This is a genomic window from Actinomadura montaniterrae, from assembly GCF_008923365.1.
Taxonomy (GTDB): Bacteria; Actinomycetota; Actinomycetes; order Streptosporangiales; family Streptosporangiaceae; genus Spirillospora; species Spirillospora montaniterrae.
The window spans coordinates 37,950-53,060 of the sequence record NZ_WBMR01000019.1; the positions used below are offsets into that span (position 1 = coordinate 37,950).

General features: G+C 71.3%; 20 protein-coding genes and 1 pseudogene. 11 read left to right on the forward strand and 10 right to left on the reverse strand.

What is annotated here, in order from left to right; translation table 11 throughout:
* Window positions 1-142 precede the first annotated feature (142 nt).
* The 10 genes from F9B16_RS09940 to F9B16_RS09985 all read left to right on the forward strand — a co-directional run bounded on the left by F9B16_RS09940 (window position 143) and on the right by F9B16_RS09985 (window position 10,278).
* The gene (locus tag F9B16_RS09940) at window positions 143-583 is read left to right on the forward strand and encodes a phage virion morphogenesis protein (RefSeq protein WP_151539714.1); all 441 of its coding nucleotides are present in this window, start codon (window positions 143-145) and stop codon (window positions 581-583) included.
* A complete protein-coding gene (locus tag F9B16_RS09945; protein WP_151539715.1) occupies window positions 573-2,780 on the forward strand; it encodes a hypothetical protein in 2,208 nt (735 codons plus the stop codon). Before F9B16_RS09940 ends, F9B16_RS09945 begins: the two co-directional genes overlap by 11 nt.
* Entirely contained in the window at window positions 2,780-5,728 is a 2,949-nt protein-coding gene (locus tag F9B16_RS09950; protein WP_151539716.1) for a LamG-like jellyroll fold domain-containing protein, read from the forward strand. The genes F9B16_RS09945 and F9B16_RS09950 overlap by 1 nt, the downstream gene beginning before the upstream one ends.
* Complete coding sequence (locus F9B16_RS09955; protein WP_151539717.1) at window positions 5,725-6,939, forward strand: hypothetical protein; 1,215 nt, start codon at window positions 5,725-5,727, stop codon at window positions 6,937-6,939. Before F9B16_RS09950 ends, F9B16_RS09955 begins: the two co-directional genes overlap by 4 nt.
* A complete protein-coding gene (locus F9B16_RS09960) occupies window positions 6,936-7,487 on the forward strand; it encodes a hypothetical protein (RefSeq protein WP_151539718.1) in 552 nt (183 codons plus the stop codon). Before F9B16_RS09955 ends, F9B16_RS09960 begins: the two co-directional genes overlap by 4 nt.
* Before the next feature lie 301 nt (window positions 7,488-7,788).
* Entirely contained in the window at window positions 7,789-8,058 is a 270-nt protein-coding gene (locus F9B16_RS09965; RefSeq protein ID WP_151539719.1) for a hypothetical protein, read from the forward strand.
* Window positions 8,058-8,906 (forward strand): CHAP domain-containing protein, encoded by an 849-nt coding sequence (locus F9B16_RS09970; protein ID WP_225991515.1) that lies wholly within the window; start codon window positions 8,058-8,060, stop codon window positions 8,904-8,906. The genes F9B16_RS09965 and F9B16_RS09970 overlap by 1 nt, the downstream gene beginning before the upstream one ends.
* Window position 8,907: 1 nt before the next feature.
* Window positions 8,908-9,138 carry a hypothetical protein gene (locus F9B16_RS09975; RefSeq protein ID WP_151539720.1) on the forward strand — a complete coding sequence of 77 codons (231 nt, stop codon included), beginning with the start codon at window positions 8,908-8,910 and terminating at the stop codon, window positions 9,136-9,138.
* Window positions 9,139-9,193: 55 nt separating this feature from the next.
* Window positions 9,194-10,030 (forward strand): C1 family peptidase, encoded by an 837-nt coding sequence (locus tag F9B16_RS09980; protein ID WP_151539721.1) that lies wholly within the window; start codon window positions 9,194-9,196, stop codon window positions 10,028-10,030.
* Window positions 10,031-10,038: 8 nt separating this feature from the next.
* A complete protein-coding gene (locus tag F9B16_RS09985; RefSeq protein ID WP_151539722.1) occupies window positions 10,039-10,278 on the forward strand; it encodes a helix-turn-helix domain-containing protein in 240 nt (79 codons plus the stop codon).
* A gap of 150 nt (window positions 10,279-10,428) precedes the next feature.
* Here the strand turns inward: F9B16_RS09985 and F9B16_RS09990 are convergent, their stop codons facing one another.
* Complete coding sequence (locus tag F9B16_RS09990) at window positions 10,429-10,794, reverse strand: hypothetical protein (protein ID WP_151539723.1); 366 nt, start codon at window positions 10,792-10,794, stop codon at window positions 10,429-10,431.
* 257 nt (window positions 10,795-11,051) lie between these two features.
* On the opposite strand from F9B16_RS09990, the gene F9B16_RS09995 reads away from it, so the two are divergent.
* Window positions 11,052-11,279, forward strand: coding sequence for a GntR family transcriptional regulator (locus tag F9B16_RS09995; RefSeq protein WP_151539724.1), 228 nt, complete (start codon window positions 11,052-11,054; stop codon window positions 11,277-11,279).
* A 71-nt stretch (window positions 11,280-11,350) separates the two neighbouring features.
* On the opposite strand, the gene F9B16_RS10000 is transcribed toward F9B16_RS09995, so the two are convergent.
* From F9B16_RS10000 to F9B16_RS10040, 9 genes and pseudogenes are all read right to left on the reverse strand, one after another.
* A complete protein-coding gene (locus F9B16_RS10000) occupies window positions 11,351-11,569 on the reverse strand; it encodes a hypothetical protein (protein ID WP_151539725.1) in 219 nt (72 codons plus the stop codon).
* Window positions 11,566-11,931 carry a hypothetical protein gene (locus tag F9B16_RS10005; protein WP_151539726.1) on the reverse strand — a complete coding sequence of 122 codons (366 nt, stop codon included), beginning with the start codon at window positions 11,929-11,931 and terminating at the stop codon, window positions 11,566-11,568. The genes F9B16_RS10000 and F9B16_RS10005 overlap by 4 nt, the downstream gene beginning before the upstream one ends.
* A 60-nt stretch (window positions 11,932-11,991) precedes the next feature.
* Window positions 11,992-12,846, reverse strand: a complete 855-nt coding sequence (locus tag F9B16_RS10010; protein WP_151539727.1) for a helix-turn-helix domain-containing protein — start codon at window positions 12,844-12,846, stop codon at window positions 11,992-11,994.
* Window positions 12,847-12,865: 19 nt separating this feature from the next.
* Window positions 12,866-13,378 (reverse strand): DUF6879 family protein, encoded by a 513-nt coding sequence (locus F9B16_RS10015; protein WP_151539728.1) that lies wholly within the window; start codon window positions 13,376-13,378, stop codon window positions 12,866-12,868.
* Window positions 13,362-13,601 carry a hypothetical protein gene (locus F9B16_RS10020; RefSeq protein ID WP_151539729.1) on the reverse strand — a complete coding sequence of 80 codons (240 nt, stop codon included), beginning with the start codon at window positions 13,599-13,601 and terminating at the stop codon, window positions 13,362-13,364. Before F9B16_RS10020 ends, F9B16_RS10015 begins: the two co-directional genes overlap by 17 nt.
* Window positions 13,602-13,671: 70 nt before the next feature.
* A complete protein-coding gene (locus F9B16_RS10025) occupies window positions 13,672-14,070 on the reverse strand; it encodes a hypothetical protein (protein ID WP_151539730.1) in 399 nt (132 codons plus the stop codon).
* A gap of 52 nt (window positions 14,071-14,122) precedes the next feature.
* A complete protein-coding gene (locus F9B16_RS10030) occupies window positions 14,123-14,308 on the reverse strand; it encodes a hypothetical protein (RefSeq protein WP_151539731.1) in 186 nt (61 codons plus the stop codon).
* A 47-nt stretch (window positions 14,309-14,355) separates the two neighbouring features.
* Window positions 14,356-14,607 (reverse strand): annotated as a pseudogene (locus tag F9B16_RS10035) (magnesium chelatase domain-containing protein); the annotation flags it as partial.
* On the reverse strand, window positions 14,608-14,961 hold the full coding sequence (locus F9B16_RS10040) for a YraN family protein (RefSeq protein ID WP_151539732.1): 354 nt from the start codon (window positions 14,959-14,961) through the stop codon (window positions 14,608-14,610).
* Window positions 14,962-15,111: the final 150 nt, after the last annotated feature.

Below are 15,111 nucleotides of genomic sequence, written 5' to 3' on the forward strand. Positions count from 1 at the left end.
CGCCGGATCCTCGACGCGCTGACGTACGTGCAGTTCGCCGACCTGTTCGGCTGGACGCCCCGCCAGGTGGAGGACGACGTCCCCGCGTGGCTCATCCCCTACATCGTTCCTGTGCTCAACCAGATCCGGGAGGTGCAGGCGGATGAGTCCCAGCGGCGACAGGCTCCGCCGGATGGCGGAGCTGGCAGCCCATGACGGCGGCCGGGCCGCGGCCGGCGCGATGGCCCGGGAGGGGCGGAACGCGATCCGGGAGGCGCTGAACAGGCGCAGCCACCGGCGCGGGACGCCCACCCCGGCCGCGCCCGGGCAGCCGCCCGCGCGGATCTCCGGCGCGCTGATGACCCACATCGTCGTCGTCCCGGCGGTCAACGAGGGCTCGTACCGCTGGGTCGCCACCGCAGGCAGCGACGGGATCCTGCCGTACGACCGGATTCAGAACCTGGGCGGCGTCGCCGGCCGCGGGCACCGCACGACCCTGCCGCCGCGGCCGTACATCGTCCCGCCGGTTCGGGACCTGCGTGCGTCCGGGCGGCTGTCCGAGGTCGGCGCGGAGGCGTTCCGGGCGGTCGTGCATGGCCGATAACACGACCGTCGAGCGGTTCGTCGCCGACGTCGAGAACTTCGTCCAGAACACCGAGCGGGCCGCCAGGTCCGCGGACCGTCTCGGTGAGCAGTCGCGCGAGGCGCGCGAGCGCGTAGAGGAGATGGGCCGCAAGGCCGCCGAAGCGGCCGAGCGCGCCGCCCGCGCGCAGGCCGCTGCCGCCGAGGAGGCCGAGAAGCTCGCCCGCGGCGAGGGCAACGCCGAGCGCGCGGCGCAGGCGGCTGCGCGCGCACAACGGGAGCTGGAGCGCGCCCAGGTCGCGCAGGCCCGGGCCGCCCGCGCGGCGGCACGCGCGACCGACGAGGAGGCCGACCAGTACCGGCAGCTCGCCCGCGAGGCCGCTGCCGCCGGCATCGCGGAACGGCTCGCGGCGCTTCGGGCGTCCGGGCAGCTCAAGGAGCACAACGAGCTGGTCCGCCGGCTCCGTGACGAGTACGGCAACCTCGGCAGGGACTCCGACCACGCGTTCCGTGAGATGGAGTCGCGCGGGCGCCGCGCCTTCGATGGCCTGTCCGGCATGGTCGGCGGCGTCGACATGAAGATCCAGGCCGCGATCGCCATCCTCCCGTTCGTCGCCGCGGCGGCGGCCGGCGCGATCACCCTGGCCTTCGGCGGCGCCCTGTCCGCCGTGGCGATCATGGCAGCGGCCAAGTCCAAGCAGGTCCAGTCCTCCTTCTCCGGTCTGAAGGACCACGTCGTCCACGACCTGGAGGAATGGGCGAAACCGTGGGAGCCGACGCTCCAGCGGATCGCGCGGGCGGTCCAGTCGACCTTCGACGCGTTCGGCCCCACGCTGAAGACGGTGTTCGCCGACCTAGCGCCGGTCGTCGAGCAGTTCGTCGGGCAGCTCCTCAACGGGCTCCGCGAGTTCGAGCCGACGATCAAGAAGTTCGCGGACGCCTTCCAGGCCGTGCTCGGCGAACTCGGCCCGAAGATGGACACGATCCTCCGGAACATCTCCGACGGGCTGAACGCCGTCGCGGACGCGGCAAAGGACAACCCGCAGGCCTTCGCTGACCTGATCGAGGATTTCTCGACGCTGATCAACATCAGCGGCCAGCTCATCGGGCTGCTGACCCGCTTGGAGAAGCTGAACGAGTACTTCCCGTCCGGCCTGCACATGATCTCGATGGCGACCGACCTGTGGCATCAGGCCAACGACGGCGCCGCCGGCTCGCTGAACGACGTGCACAACGCGGTCCAGGCGGCATCGAACGCCTACGAGCGGGCGGCCGCCGCGACGCAGGTCGCCAACGACGCGCAGACGTCCAGCTCGCGGTTCATGGACCTGGCGTCCAAGTCGGCGAAGGATCTCAAAGCGGCGCTGGACAACCTCACCGGCAAGGAGCTGTCCTCGCGGGAGGCCGCCGCCCAGTACGGCTCGGCCGTCCTGGCGCTGAACAAGTCACTGAAGGAGAACGGCTCGGCGCACGGCTTTGCGACCGCCAAGGGGATCGCCAACGAGCAGGCGTTGGACAGCCTGGCGCAGGCGGCCCAGCAGAACGCCGTTGCGATGCGAGACAACGGCGCGAGCGCGGCCGACGTCGCCAAGTTCATGGCGAGCGCGCGGGCCCGGATCATCAAGGCCGCCGAGTCCATGCACTACAGCCACGACGAGGCGGTCAAGCTCGCCGACAAGCTGCTCGGCGTGAAGGGCGCCGTCAACGCGATCCCCAAGCAGCACAACACCAAGGTCACGGCCAACACGAGCCAGGCCCGCGCGGACGTCCAGTACCTCATCGAGTGGATCCGCGCCCAGACCGCCAGCATCATCGTCCACACGATCGGCGGCCGGGCCATGGGCGGCCCCGTCCAGGGGCTCGCAGCCGGCGGGGCGCCGCGCCAGCAGCCCGGCAAGGTGCGAGGGCGCGGCACCGACACCTCGGACTCCAACCTGGTCCGCCTGTCCAACAACGAGTTCGTCATGAACGCCGCGGCGACCCGCAAGTGGGAGCCGGTCCTGGCGTGGATGAACCGGGCGGCTGGCGCCGGGTCGACGACGCTGAGCGCCCCGGCCCAGTACGCGACCATCAACAACGGCGGGACGAAGGCGGTGACGAACGTGACCGTCAACGTGACCGTCCAGGGCTCGGTCACCAGCGAGCGGAACCTCGCCAAGGCCGTCCAGTCGCAACTGCTGTCCGGCCGCCTGGCCGTGGCGCTCCCGGCGGGCCGCTGATGGCGATCACCGTCCCGCGGCAGTGGAAGCTGTCCGAGGGCGACGCCGACTGCGAGGTCATCACCAACCCCACCGCGGGGAACTGGCTGGTCGCCGTCGTCGCCGTCCGGGTCGTGAACCTCGCGACGACCGAGGAGATCCCCGAGATCACCGTCGGGGACTTCGCACGCGGCCCGTGGGAGCTGATCCACACCGACACCCAGTGGGCCGCCTCCACGCACGCGGGCGCGTTCATGCGCATGGAGGTGTGGGTCTGCCCGTCCGTGCGATACGAGGGCTGGCCGTGGCTCGCGGTCTACTCCGCGGCCCGGCAGATCCTCGCGTTCGACGCCGGCTCGCACGAGATCGTCGTCGCCGAGGTCGCCGGGATGACCGGCCGCCCGACCGTCGACTCGGTCACGCCCGTTACCGCGACCGCCGCGACGTCGCTGTCCATCCCGATCCCGGCGCCGTCCGGCGGGGCCGAGTGCTTCATGCTCGCCGGCGCCGCCATCGACGTGAACTCCGCGACCCTCACGGCGACCGGCAGTGGCTTCACCGCGCTCCAGCAGCTCGGCGTCGGCGCGCCGGACCTGAAGCTCGGCCCGCAGTGGAAAATCACCACCACCGCGCAGACGGCGACGTGGACGTCCTCGGCCGCCGCGGACTGGGTCGGCGTCGCGGTCGCGCTGCGCACCACCGGCACGGCCGTCGCCCAGCCCAACCCGAACTGGCCGGCGACGAGCCTCCAGATCGGGCTGGGTTACGACCTGTCCACGCCGCTCGGGAAGGTCGCCTGGACCGACCAGACGGCCCGGTTCCTCGGCATGGACGCCGACCGAGGTGTCCAGGCGGAGCTGGGGACGACCGAGCAGGGGTCCGGCGTCGTCGTCATCGACAACCGGGACGGCGCGTACACCACCCGGCCGGTCGCGACCGCGTCGGCAACGGCGGCCGGGACGACCACCACGATCAAGGTTCCGAGCACCACGGCGCCGCTGAACGTCGGCGACTTCTTCCGCATCGAGCTGGCCAACACCGACGGCGACCTGAAGGAGCTGAACGTCTTCCAGGTCACCGGCCTGTCCACCGCGGGCGGGACAACGACCGTCACGTTCAAGCGCGCGGACGGCACGCCCGGCGGCGCGAAGGTGGCCACCGCGACCGGGGACGTCTACGCCGGCGTGAAGGTCGACCTGTACACGCCGTGGCGGCTCGTCATGACGTGGCAGGGCACCGCTTACGTGGTGGCGTCCGGGTGGCTGCGGGACCTCGCCGTCTCCTACCGGGACGCCGCGTGGGCGCAGACCGAGAGCACCTCGGGGGACGCGGTCGAGTCCCTCACCGCGATCAACCCGAGTGCGCTGCGCGGGGAGATCCTCCGCCGGTTCCCGATGGCGTACTGGCCGCTGGATGACGCCAGCGGCTCCGGCTACGCCGCGAACGCGTCCGGCACCACCTCCGACGTGCTGATGGAGCGCACTTCGAAGTGGGGCGCGGGGCAGGCGCAAGCCGACTTCGGGCAGTCCACGCAGGACGTCGCGTCCATCGAACTCCAGCCGAACTTCAAGACCAGCGTGCGCGGCGACGACGGCACCGGCTGGGGGCAGACCGGCGGCGTCGCTGCCGACCTCGCCACCAAGGGCTACGCCCTCGTCGGCAGCAGCCGCTGGTTCCCCTCGCTCGCCAACGGGGTGACGATCACCGGCCTCGCCCTGGTCGTCGACCCCAACGCCGACGCCATCCTCAACGCCACCGCCGACCCGGCCGTGGTCACGATCCGCAACGCCAACGCGGGCGGCGGCGCGCGCGGCGGCGTGTTCCGCCTCCAGGTGTCCCGAACGACGCTGAAGGCGTCCATCACCAAGTGGGACAAGACGACGCACGCGCAGACCACCACCGCCGACCTCGGCGTTCTGCAGATCGCCGGTGCGGACTGGCGGTCCTGGGCGCTCGTCCTGACCCAGACCACGTGGGCGGTGTACGTGGACGGCCTGCTGCAGGGGTCGGGGTCCTGCAACCTGCCCGCGACCTGGACCGGCATCAACATCGGCGGCGAGGCCGACAGCTTCGGCGCCGGCCGGACGTGGGGCGCCACCCATGCGCACATCGCGGTCTTCGCCCGCGCGCTGACCAGTAGCGAGATCAACAACCTCCATAACGCCGGGACGGAGGGCTTCGTCTCCGGCGAGGAGGTCGGCTCCCGCATCCAGAAGAAGCTGTCCACGACGGGCTGGTCCGGCACCCGGATAATCGGGAACGCCTACTCGCCGTTCGTCGGGCCGGAAGGCTCGGCCGGCGGGACGGTCACCGACCTGGCGAACGAGGCCGTCGGCTACGAGGACGCGCTGTTCTTCGCCGACGCCGCCGGGCAACTGCAGTATCGGTCGCGGTCCATGGCGGATCAGCAGCGCACCCGTGTGGTGTTCGGCGACAACACCGCCGGTGGGGAGATCCCGTACCGGCCGGGATGGAAGCCCAGCTTCAATCCGAGCTTCGTCTACAACAAGATCACCGTCAGCCAGTTCGGCCCGTATGGATTGTCGTCGAACAACGTCATCGAGGACGTCCTGTCCAGCAGCAAGTACGGCACGCGCGGACCTCTCTCCCGGGAGACGCGCCTGGGGAACGGCGAACGGGCCTGGCATCTGGCGAACTGGCTGCTCGGCCGGTACGCCTGGCCGCAGCAGCGCGTCGAGACCATCACCATCTCCGCGCACGCCTACCCGGCCGCGTGGCCGACCGTCCTCGGCATCGAGGTGGGGGACCTGGTCACCGTGATGCGCCGCCAGATCGGCGCGCCCGCCCTCGCCGTCCCCTGCCGGGTGCTGAAGGTCGCCCCGAGCATCGAGTACGGCGCGAGCGTGGACGCCTCGGTGACGCTCACGCTCGGGTCCGCGCCCCCGCAGGTGCCGATCTGCTCCGACTCCGTCTACGGGACCGTGGGAGGGAAGGTGCTCGCGCTGTGACCCGCACCGACACGACCATGTACCTGCCGGACGGGCAACCGGTCTTCCAGCCTGTGCAGCCGCGAACGTGGGTTGACGCGGCGGCCACCGTGCCCGGCGACCCGGTCAAGGCGTGGTACCTGATGCACGACGTTGCTGGCGCCGTCGCGTGGCAGCGCAAGCCCGCGATGTTCCAGGGCGTCACGTCCGTCGCGCAGGGCATCAACTCCAGCACCTGGTCCCCGATCGGCGGCTATGACGAGCTGGTCGACACGCACGGCGGCCACAACGACGGGACGAACACTTCCCGCTACTACGCCCCGCAGTCCTCGGCGGTGTCCGCGGGCAGCGGCGGGGACTGGTATTTGGCGAGCGGGTACATCCCGTTCGACTCCTCCAGCGCGACGAACGTGTTCATCGCGGGCCTGCGCGTCAACGGCGGCACCGTCTTCGAGGGGCAGAAGCAACCCAGCGCGGCCGGGCACGCCGTCGACTGCATGGTGATGGACCTCGTCCAGCTCAACGGCCGGAACGACAACTACGTGGAGCTGTGCGCCTGGCAGAACACTGGCGTGCTGGTGAACACGCTGGTGTCCGGGAAGTCGCCCAGCTTCACCGTCCGGTGGGTCGGCGCGGACCCGGCCTGGGCCGGCATCGCCACGCCAGCGCTCCCGGCGCTCCCGCACACCTGGACCGACACCGACATCGTCACCGGGTCGGCGACCGGCGCCGGGAAAGTCCCGCTGAACACCGAGATCCGGGACCTGGTGAACTTCCTGCACAACCCGCCCCTGGCGCGCCTCACCTCGCAAGGCACCACCCAGACCATCCCGCCCGGCGCGTCGACCTGGACGTCCATCAACTTCACCGCCGCGGGCGAGACCCTCGACAACTACGGCGGCTGGGCGGCCGCCACGCCGTCCCGGTACGTGTGCAAGCGCGCCGGGCTGTACCTGCTGTACGGGCTCGCGGCCGTCGCCGAACCCGCCAGCCCCGCCGGATACCGGGCCGCGCGGCTGCTGATCAACGGCACCACCGCATACGCCGGCGGGAGCTGTTTCCCCGCGACGGGCACCACCGCCGGGACCGCGCTCCCCGCCGTCGCGCAGGTCCGCCTCGCCGTGAACGACTACGTAGAGGTCCAGATGCTCCAGACGCAGGGCGCCGCGCTGAGCGTGAAGGACGGCGTCGGGGACGCGTCCCGGCTCGTCGCGGTCTGGAAGTCGCGATGACCCTGCCCCCGGTGCCGTGGATCCCCGAGTTCAACGCGGGCGGCCCCGCCGTCGATCAGCTCAACACCATGGCCATGGCCCTTCAGTTCGTGCTCGACCGGCCGCGGTTCCGGGCGCGCCGCGCCGTCACGGCCTGGACGCTGACCGAGGGCGTCAACAACATCCCGTCCTGGGACACGGTCGACGAGGACAACTACGGCGGATGGAGCGCCGGCACTCCGGGCCGGTACGTGTGCCAGGCCGCGGGCTGGTATCAGGTCACCGCCGCCGTCTCCCTGTCTGGGACGGGCGCCGGCGGGCTCGTCCTCATTCCGGGGATCTTCGTCAACGGCGCCAGCCCGACGGGCGTGGGGACGGTCTGGGAGGGCCCGGAGATGCCGGTGCCGATCGGCGGCCCGAAGACGGTTCCGGCGGCGTGGAGCGTGTGGCTCGACGTCGGTGACTACGTGCAGCTCAACGTCTGGTACTCGTCCGAGTCGAGCATCACCGCGACCGACATCACGCCGGGGTTCGAGACGCGTATCGAGCTGGTCTGGGACGGGGCCTGAGATGAAACGAGAGGTGATCGGGTGTGGCGTGGCAGCGGCTGGCGACGGCGAGACTGGCTGAAGGTCGTCAGGGACCTCGCATGCCTGGGTATCGGCATGTGGGGTGTGATCCACGAGGAGCTGAGCGGGAAGGCCGACCTCGGCCGCCTGGGCTTCTTCGCGGTCCTGATGATTGCGCCGGGGGCGCTGGCGGGGCTGGCCCTCTTGCAGCAGTCCGGTACCGGTGGCTCGTCCTCTCCGCCACCGGAACCGCCGTCGCCATCGCTACCGCCGTCGGCGTCGCACACGGGGGGTGGGGCGTATGAGTAGCCTCACCCGGCGCCGCTACTACGTGACCATGGTCGTCATGACGGGCCTCGCCGTCGTCGCAGCCGTGATCATCAACATCTTCTACACCCAGCACGTCCAGGCCGAGTCCAGCCACCACCAGGCCGAACTGCGCCACCAACAGGACCAGCGGTGGTGCCCCCTGCTCGTCGCCCTGGACCAGCCGGACGTCCCGGCGACCACCGCGCGCGGCCGGATCATCCAGCAGCGCGTCCATGACCTTCGCATCGAAACGGGGTGCTGATGGACAGCAACATCGTCCTGCCCGACGTCCTGGCCGGCCCGACCGAACCGGACGAGGAGCAGGTGCTCCGCGCGCTGTACGGCCCGCCCTCGCCGGACGGCGCCTACCGGGCGTCCGCGCGCGCGGCGGCCGTCGGCACCAGCGGCGCGATGCTGGAGCAGGCCCGCCGGTCGCTCGGCATCGCCGGACGGCCCAACGTCATCACCCGCGAGTACGCCAACCGGCACGGCGCCGACTACCTGCGCACCTCCTGGTGCGACATGTCCATCACCTACTGGGCGCGCCACGGCGGATGCACGGCGGCCGTCCTGCCGGGCGGGGACCGGGCGTACACCGTCTGGCACGCGCAGGACTTCCAGAAGATCGGCCGCTGGCACGCCGGGACCACGGCGAACGTCAACGACTGCAAGCCGGGCGACATCGTCTTCTTCGACTGGAACGGCACCGACTCGGTCGGCGCGATCGACCACGTCGGCGTGGTGGAGAAGGTGCTCGGCGGCGGCCGGGTCCAGACGATCGAGGGCAATACCTCGGACTCGTGCGCGCGGCGCGTCCGTTCGGCGGGTGTGATCGCGGGCTACGGACGGCCGGCCTATGCGGGCGCGGCCTCGGACTGGCAGGAGGTCATGGTGCAGAAGCTCCCCGAGCTGAAGAAGGGTTCAACCGGCGAGCACGTGCAGAGCGTGCAGGGGCTCCTCCTCGCGCGCTCGCACCCGAAGATCAAGGTGGACGGCAAGTTCGGCGACTCCACCGACAAGGCGGTCCGCGCGGTCCAGAAGTGGGGCGGCGTGGACGTGGACGGCGTCGTCGGGCCGGTCACCTGGAGCGTGCTCCTGCGCGTGCACTGAAGTGCCTGCACGCTGCGAGCGGGGGCACCGCAAGACCTGGAACTCCGGCAAGGGCTGGTACTGCTGGCGTTGCGAAGAAGACGCCCGGCGGGCGGCCTGTGACCACGTCTTCGACGAGCCGCGCTTCGCCGGAATCCTCGGCTACCGCATCTACTGCGCGTGCGGGGAGATGTGCGTCGGCTCGCTCGGTGAGGACGGGCGCCCGCCGCAAGCCGCTCCCGCCTCAACCTGACCCCCCTCTCGACGCCCCGGCCAGCGGTCGGGGCTTTCCCATGCCTGGAGGCACGTTGTACCGACGCATCCCCGAACTGCCCGAGCCGGGGCGCCGGCTCGGCCGGCACGTCAACCACGACCCGCGCTCGCTGGCGTACCAGGTCGTCGCGGGCCCGCGCGGCGCCCTGGTGTCCGTGCGCCACGAGCGCTTCATCCCCGTGCTCAACCAGGGGTCCCTCGGAAGCTGCACGGGCAACGCCGCCGAGGGCGCCGTCGGCTCCGGGGACCTCTACCCGGCGCTCCCGGCGGACCTGCCCGCGCGCCCGACCGGCGACGCCGAGAAGGACGAAGACCAGGCCGTCGCGCTCTACAGCGCCGCGACCAGCCTGGACGGCTACGCCGGGGAGTACCCGCCGGAGGACACCGGCTCGGACGGGCTCAGCGTCGCCAAGGCGGCGCTGGCGGCCGGGCTGATCTGCGGCTACACGCACGCGACCAGCCTGGACGCCGCGCTGACGGCGCTCGCCCAGCGGCCCGTCATCGCCGGGATCAACTGGTACTCGTCCTTCGACGAGCCGGACCGCACCGGCCGGATCTCCATCAAGCGCGGCGCGTACGTGCGCGGCGGGCACGAGATCTGCCTCGACGAACTGGACGTGGAGCGGCGCCTGATCGGCTTCACGAATTCGTGGGGCGAGTCCTGGGGGCAGAACGGGCGCGCCTTCATCTCGTGGGACGACTTCGAGCGGCTGCTGTCGGAGGACGGCGACGTCACGGTGCTCGTGCCGCTGTCCGAGCCCGCCCCGCAGCCCACGCCGACCCCCGACCAGCCGACCGGCTGCGCCGGGCAGATCATCGCGATCGCCGAGAAGGCCATCGCGGACATCAAGGCCGTGCTCGGCCTGAAGTGAGGAGCCCCATGCTGCCCAGCATCCTGCGCACCATCGTCCCGATGGTCGTCGCGCTGATCCTCGGCCAGGCCGCCCGGATCGGCCTCGGGCTCGACGAGGGCGCCGTCACGACGATCGTGACCGCCGTCATCGGGTTCGCCTACTACGGCGTGATCCGCCTGCTGGAGGAGTCCTTCCCGAGCATCGGGAAGTGGCTGCTCGCGCTCGGGTTCACCAGCAAGAAGCCGGTGTACGTCCCGCACCGGTAGACTGAAGCCCTCTCGCCAAAGAGGCACCCCGGCCCAGTGCCGGACGGCCAGCGCGCTGGCCTGACTCCCTTCGGGGACAAGGTGCTCCGCACCAGCGCGACACGAACGCCCCGTCTCCTTCGGGAGGCGGGGCGTTCTTCGCGTTCGGGGTCAGCGCTTGCCGAGCCAGCCGCGCACGGCCATCCGGTCCACGTTCGCGCGCCGGGCAAAGCCGGACTCTGACTCGGCGGTAGGGATGAGCATGGTGGCGGCCTGCCGGAGCCCGGCCAGCGCCTTCGCCTCGGCGATGCGCGCGGCGAGCCGCTCGCGCCCCAGCTCCTCGACGATCTCCTCGACCTCGCCCGTCATGAGCCGGTAGGCGGTGGTCAGCGCGGCGTCGCGCTCCTCCTGGTCGCCCTCGTCGGGGTAGCGCTCGGCTATCTCGTCGGCCTCGCGCATCAGGTCGTCGATCTGCTCGTCGGTCAGGCCGTGGTCGTCGCCGAGCCAAGCCTCGATCTCGTGGCGCTGGGTGCTCATCTCGTCCTCCGTGGTCCGCCGTGCTGATGTAGAGGACTCTACAGGAAGATGTGTAGAGCAGTCTACAGAGTGGCACGATGCGGCCAGAGAGAAGGACCGCGGGCCGGGTGCACTCGCGCCCATGGCACGTCCCGGCCCGCGGTCGTCTATGGGCGGCGCCAGGCCCGTCCGGCTGCGGAGATGTACCTACCTCTCCCAACCTGTATAGCGTCAGGCTGGGAGAGGTAGCAATGCCCCCGCCTGTCTACGGTCGGGCTGTGGGCATCGACTTCGAGGGCGCTGACCCGATCTACGTCCAGGTCGCGGCGATCATCCGCCAGCGCGTCGCCGATGGCGTCTACAAGTCGAACCGCGCGATCCCGGCGGAGCACGACCTCGTCGAGGAGTTCGGGGTGGCGCGCAACACCGTCCGGGCCGCCATCCGCCTGCTGAACGAAGAGGGCGTCCTACGCACGGTGCGCGGGCGCGGCACGTTCGTCACCTGACATCTCAGCCTCTCCGTTCGCAGGTCCGGCGCGGCCCCGGTGCCGCCGCGCCGGACACCGAGGCCGCAGCTCTATCGGCGGTTCTGCGCCCGCATCAGCGCCTCGTACAGCTCTGCCGGGGACGTCCCGTGCAGGGCACCGGCCATGTTCTCGCTGAGCAGGGTGCGCGTGGCCCACCACAGGCCGTTTGCCTGCACGATCTGCCAGGTGGGGAACGCCAAGCGCAGCGAGTTGAGGTCGAACGCGTCGTCACCGGTGAATGGCGGCGGCTCGCTCGTCGGCCCGCTCATCGCCCCGCCCGGGCGTTCGTCAGGCGGCTGCCGATCCACATCGCGGCGTCTGTGACATGGCTGGCCTCGATCAGCGGTTCGCCGTCCACGTAGAACCACAGCTTGTCGCCGTCGCCGCCGCGGGGCTCGGCGGTGACGATCACCGTCCGGCGGCCCTCGCCCTGATACCAGATGAGCCCATATGCATCCGGGCGGGAGGTGGGCGCGAGGACGTCGATCAGGCGTGAGCCCTCGCGCTCCGCGGTCGGCGGCGCGATGACGAACAGCTTGCCGCCGATGATCCCGGCCTCGAAACCTTGCCCGTCCAGGCGGGCCCTGAGCTGCTGGAGCTGCGCATTGGCATGGGGGTGCGCGGAAGTCATGCCGTGACCGTAAGTACCGGCGCGATCGCCGGTCGAGGATGTAGCAGAATGTTGCAGCAGCTACTCCAGCGAACCGATCGCCCGCGTGATCAACGCGCGCGCGGCCGCCCCCGAGACCGCAACCGCCGACAGATCCGCGAACACCTCCAAGTAGTCCGCGACCTCCCGCGGCTGCGTGATCGTCAGGAACCCCGAGACCAGCTCGACGTTCACCTGGACCTCGTCGAACACGTAGAAGCCCTCCACCGGCCACAACGTCATGGGGCGGGGCGCGTCCAGCGGAATGATCGACAGCGCGACCGAGGGCAGCGACATCACCGTCAGCAGGTGCCCGAGCTGCCCGGCGACCACGGCCGGGTCACCGAGCCGGTACCGCAGCGCCGCCTCCTCCAGCACGAACGCGAACCGGTGGTCGCCCTCGTGCAGGATGTGCTGCCGCGCCATCCGCTCGGCGACCGCCGCGTCGATGTCGTCAACGGTGATCCCGCGGCGCGCCCGGACAGCCTCCAGGATCGCGGTGACGTAGGCGCGGGTCTGGAGCAGGCCGGGGATGACGTCCGGGCTGTACGACCGGTACAGCCGCGTCGTCTCGTAGATGTCCCGCACGGCCTCCTGCGCCTGGCGGAGCCCGGCACGCTCCATCCGCCGCCAGTCCATCCACGCCGAATCCGCGGCGAGCCGGTCGGCGAGCAGCTCCTCGACGAGGTGGTCAGCGCGGCAGATCCGGCACCACGCGCGGATGTCGTCGGCTGACGGCGCGGTCGTCGCCGTCTCCAGCTTCGACACCTTCGTGAAGTGCCAGCCGGCCTCGGCCGCCAGGCCCCGGCCGGTCACGCTCGCCGCGAGGCGAATCTCGCGGAGGCGGCCGGCGAGGGCCTGGCGGGCGCGCTGGGCGCTGGACGACGGCGACGACATGGCGCGGGGCGGGGCGAGGTCAGGCGGGGTGGTAGTCCTCGTGCGGGATGCCGCGCGCCCACACCGCCTCGAACGCCGACACGCATAGCTTCACCACCGACGCGTCCGAGGTGACCTCCTCGTCGCCGTCCGGCGGAACGCTACCGTCGCCGGCGAAGTGGTTGAACAGCACCACCTCGTCGTCGAACACCCAGAAGTCGTTCCCCGGGAGGGCGAGGTCGGACGCGCGGCGGCGCGGCAGCCACCGGACGTCCTCCCCAGCGGCGAGGTTCAGGCCGCGGGTCAGGTCGTACTCGTAGCGGATGAAGTCGGTGATCGGCTCGGACACGATCCGGGCGCGCCGCACCTGTACGCCGCGGGTGACGGTCTCGCGGACCTGCTCGTACCACTCCTGCCACGTCTCGGCCGGATCGACGGCCTTGCCGGCCTTCCAGTCCAGGAAGACGGGATCGTCGGGGGTGTAGGCGTCCCGCATCTCCAGGTGCACCGCGGTGCGGCGGCACCCGGCGAACAGGTCAGCGAACCCGGGCACTGGCCTGCACGGCGTCGGCGATGATCTGGGCCATGCGGGCGGGCAGCCGCACGATGGACTCGTCGTCGGCGATGGGGCTGTGCTCGGCGATCTTCGCCAGGACGTCGGGGTCGGTGACGGTCCAGCCCTGGAACAGGAAGTCGCCGGTGTCCTCGTCGATGGACACGGACGGGCACTTGTTGCCGGGGGTCGCGGGGTCGATTCCGATGAAGCGTGGCTGCATGGTGACACCCTTCCGGTTGCAATTCTCTGCTACACGACCATCACTCACCGGAGCGGGCGCGTCAACCGGGTCAGCCGATGTGGTTGTCGCTGCACCACGTCGCGATCGCCGCGGCGGCGTCGCGCAGGGTCAGGAGGTCCGGGCGCGTCCCGCCGGGGGCATACCGGATGTGGATCTCCCGCAGGGCGACCTGGTCGCTGTCGTCCGTCGCCTCCAGCGACCGGCGCATGACCGTCTCGGCCCGGCGCCCGACCGTCGTCCGAAGCTTCCGCACCTGGCACGCCTGGAGCGCCGCAGGATCGTAGGTGACGGGCCGGGTCGTGGTCGGGGCCGCGCCGGCGCGCGCCTTCCCGCCGCCGCGGGCGTACGCGACGCCTGCCACCGCGGCGCCGACGAGGAGGGCGGCGACGGCCGCCGTCACGAACGCCCAGACGACCGGGCGCCCGGGTCCGCGCTGCTGCTGATGCATGGCGGGTAGACGCGGCGGTCGGCCAGATGGAGTGCGCGGCGGCCGGGACCGGTCACCAGCACCAGTCGCTGACGCATACGGCCGCCGCCATCACGATGCACGGCCACGCCGTCCAGGCCGCGTCCCGAATGAGCTGACGCCAGAACCCTGGGCCGGTCGGCCGCTCGTCCTCCTGCTCGTAGTAGAAGAGGTAGCCGGCTGACTGTTTTCCCTGGCCATAGGGCGTTCTGGCGCGCATTTGTGGCGATCCTCCAAAGGTCGCTAGTAGCGCCTCATAGTGAGGTTCGCGACATCGAAGATCGAACCTTTCTTGGGCATGCTCGCCGGGAACAGCGAGACGGTGACATGCCGGTTGGGCCAGTCCTCGCCGGAGTTGAAGATCGCCGCGCGGACGCGGTCGCGGGCCTCGCTGAGGGCCGTGTCGGGCAGCCCGACCAGGTGCAGGCCGGGCACCCCGCTGGTGAGGGCGGCCTCGACGTCCACGACGAAGCCGTCCACCCCCACCAGGGACACCGAGCGGGTCTTGGCGAGCGTCATTCAGCACACCTCCTTCAGATGATCGATCGAGAAGCCGTCGCCCTTGACGACCAGGCCGAGCACGTCCACCCGGACCTGCGCGCCGCCGACGCCGTGCGCGGCGGCCCACCGCCAGGCCAGCCGCCGTAACCGGGACGACTTGGCGGCCGTGATGGCCTCGAGCGGGTCGCCGTACCGGGCGGAGCGGCGGGTCTTCACCTCGCAGACGACGTGGCCGCGGCCGTCGTGCGCGACGATGTCGAGCTCGCCTTCGGGACAGCGCCAGTTGCGGTCGAGCACCGTCCAGCCGAGCCCGGTCAGGTAGGCGGCCGCCGCGTCCTCTCCGCGCCGGCCCAGTTCGATGCGGGCGTTCATGTGCCTCACCTCCGGGCTCCGACGCTGCCGGACGCCGGATCCGCGGAGAACTGGAACGGCGTTCTGTGGAAAACTCCGCGACATTCGCGGCGATCCGGCGAAAACGGTGGTGGGTGCTTGCTCGGGGCGGGCGGGTGCCGCAGCGTGGCC

What these genes read in the sequence shown, in the direction of transcription:
- F9B16_RS09985 (WP_151539722.1), top strand. Translation starts at nt 10,039, where the DNA reads ATGCTGCCCAGCATCCTGCGCACCATCGTCCCGATGGTCGTCGCGCTG.
- F9B16_RS10040 (WP_151539732.1), bottom strand. Translation starts at nt 14,961, where the DNA reads ATGAACGCCCGCATCGAACTGGGCCGGCGCGGAGAGGACGCGGCGGCC.
- F9B16_RS10025 (WP_151539730.1), bottom strand. Translation starts at nt 14,070, where the DNA reads ATGCATCAGCAGCAGCGCGGACCCGGGCGCCCGGTCGTCTGGGCGTTC.
- F9B16_RS09960 (WP_151539718.1), top strand. Translation starts at nt 6,936, where the DNA reads ATGACCCTGCCCCCGGTGCCGTGGATCCCCGAGTTCAACGCGGGCGGC.
- F9B16_RS10000 (WP_151539725.1), bottom strand. Translation starts at nt 11,569, where the DNA reads ATGAGCGGGCCGACGAGCGAGCCGCCGCCATTCACCGGTGACGACGCG.
- F9B16_RS09950 (WP_151539716.1), top strand. Translation starts at nt 2,780, where the DNA reads ATGGCGATCACCGTCCCGCGGCAGTGGAAGCTGTCCGAGGGCGACGCC.
- F9B16_RS09945 (WP_151539715.1), top strand. Translation starts at nt 573, where the DNA reads ATGGCCGATAACACGACCGTCGAGCGGTTCGTCGCCGACGTCGAGAAC.
- F9B16_RS10005 (WP_151539726.1), bottom strand. Translation starts at nt 11,931, where the DNA reads ATGACTTCCGCGCACCCCCATGCCAATGCGCAGCTCCAGCAGCTCAGG.
- F9B16_RS10030 (WP_151539731.1), bottom strand. Translation starts at nt 14,308, where the DNA reads ATGCGCGCCAGAACGCCCTATGGCCAGGGAAAACAGTCAGCCGGCTAC.
- F9B16_RS10020 (WP_151539729.1), bottom strand. Translation starts at nt 13,601, where the DNA reads ATGCAGCCACGCTTCATCGGAATCGACCCCGCGACCCCCGGCAACAAG.
- F9B16_RS09990 (WP_151539723.1), bottom strand. Translation starts at nt 10,794, where the DNA reads ATGAGCACCCAGCGCCACGAGATCGAGGCTTGGCTCGGCGACGACCAC.
- F9B16_RS09965 (WP_151539719.1), top strand. Translation starts at nt 7,789, where the DNA reads ATGAGTAGCCTCACCCGGCGCCGCTACTACGTGACCATGGTCGTCATG.
- F9B16_RS09940 (WP_151539714.1), top strand. Translation starts at nt 143, where the DNA reads ATGAGTCCCAGCGGCGACAGGCTCCGCCGGATGGCGGAGCTGGCAGCC.
- F9B16_RS10010 (WP_151539727.1), bottom strand. Translation starts at nt 12,846, where the DNA reads ATGTCGTCGCCGTCGTCCAGCGCCCAGCGCGCCCGCCAGGCCCTCGCC.
- F9B16_RS09970 (WP_225991515.1), top strand. Translation starts at nt 8,058, where the DNA reads ATGGACAGCAACATCGTCCTGCCCGACGTCCTGGCCGGCCCGACCGAA.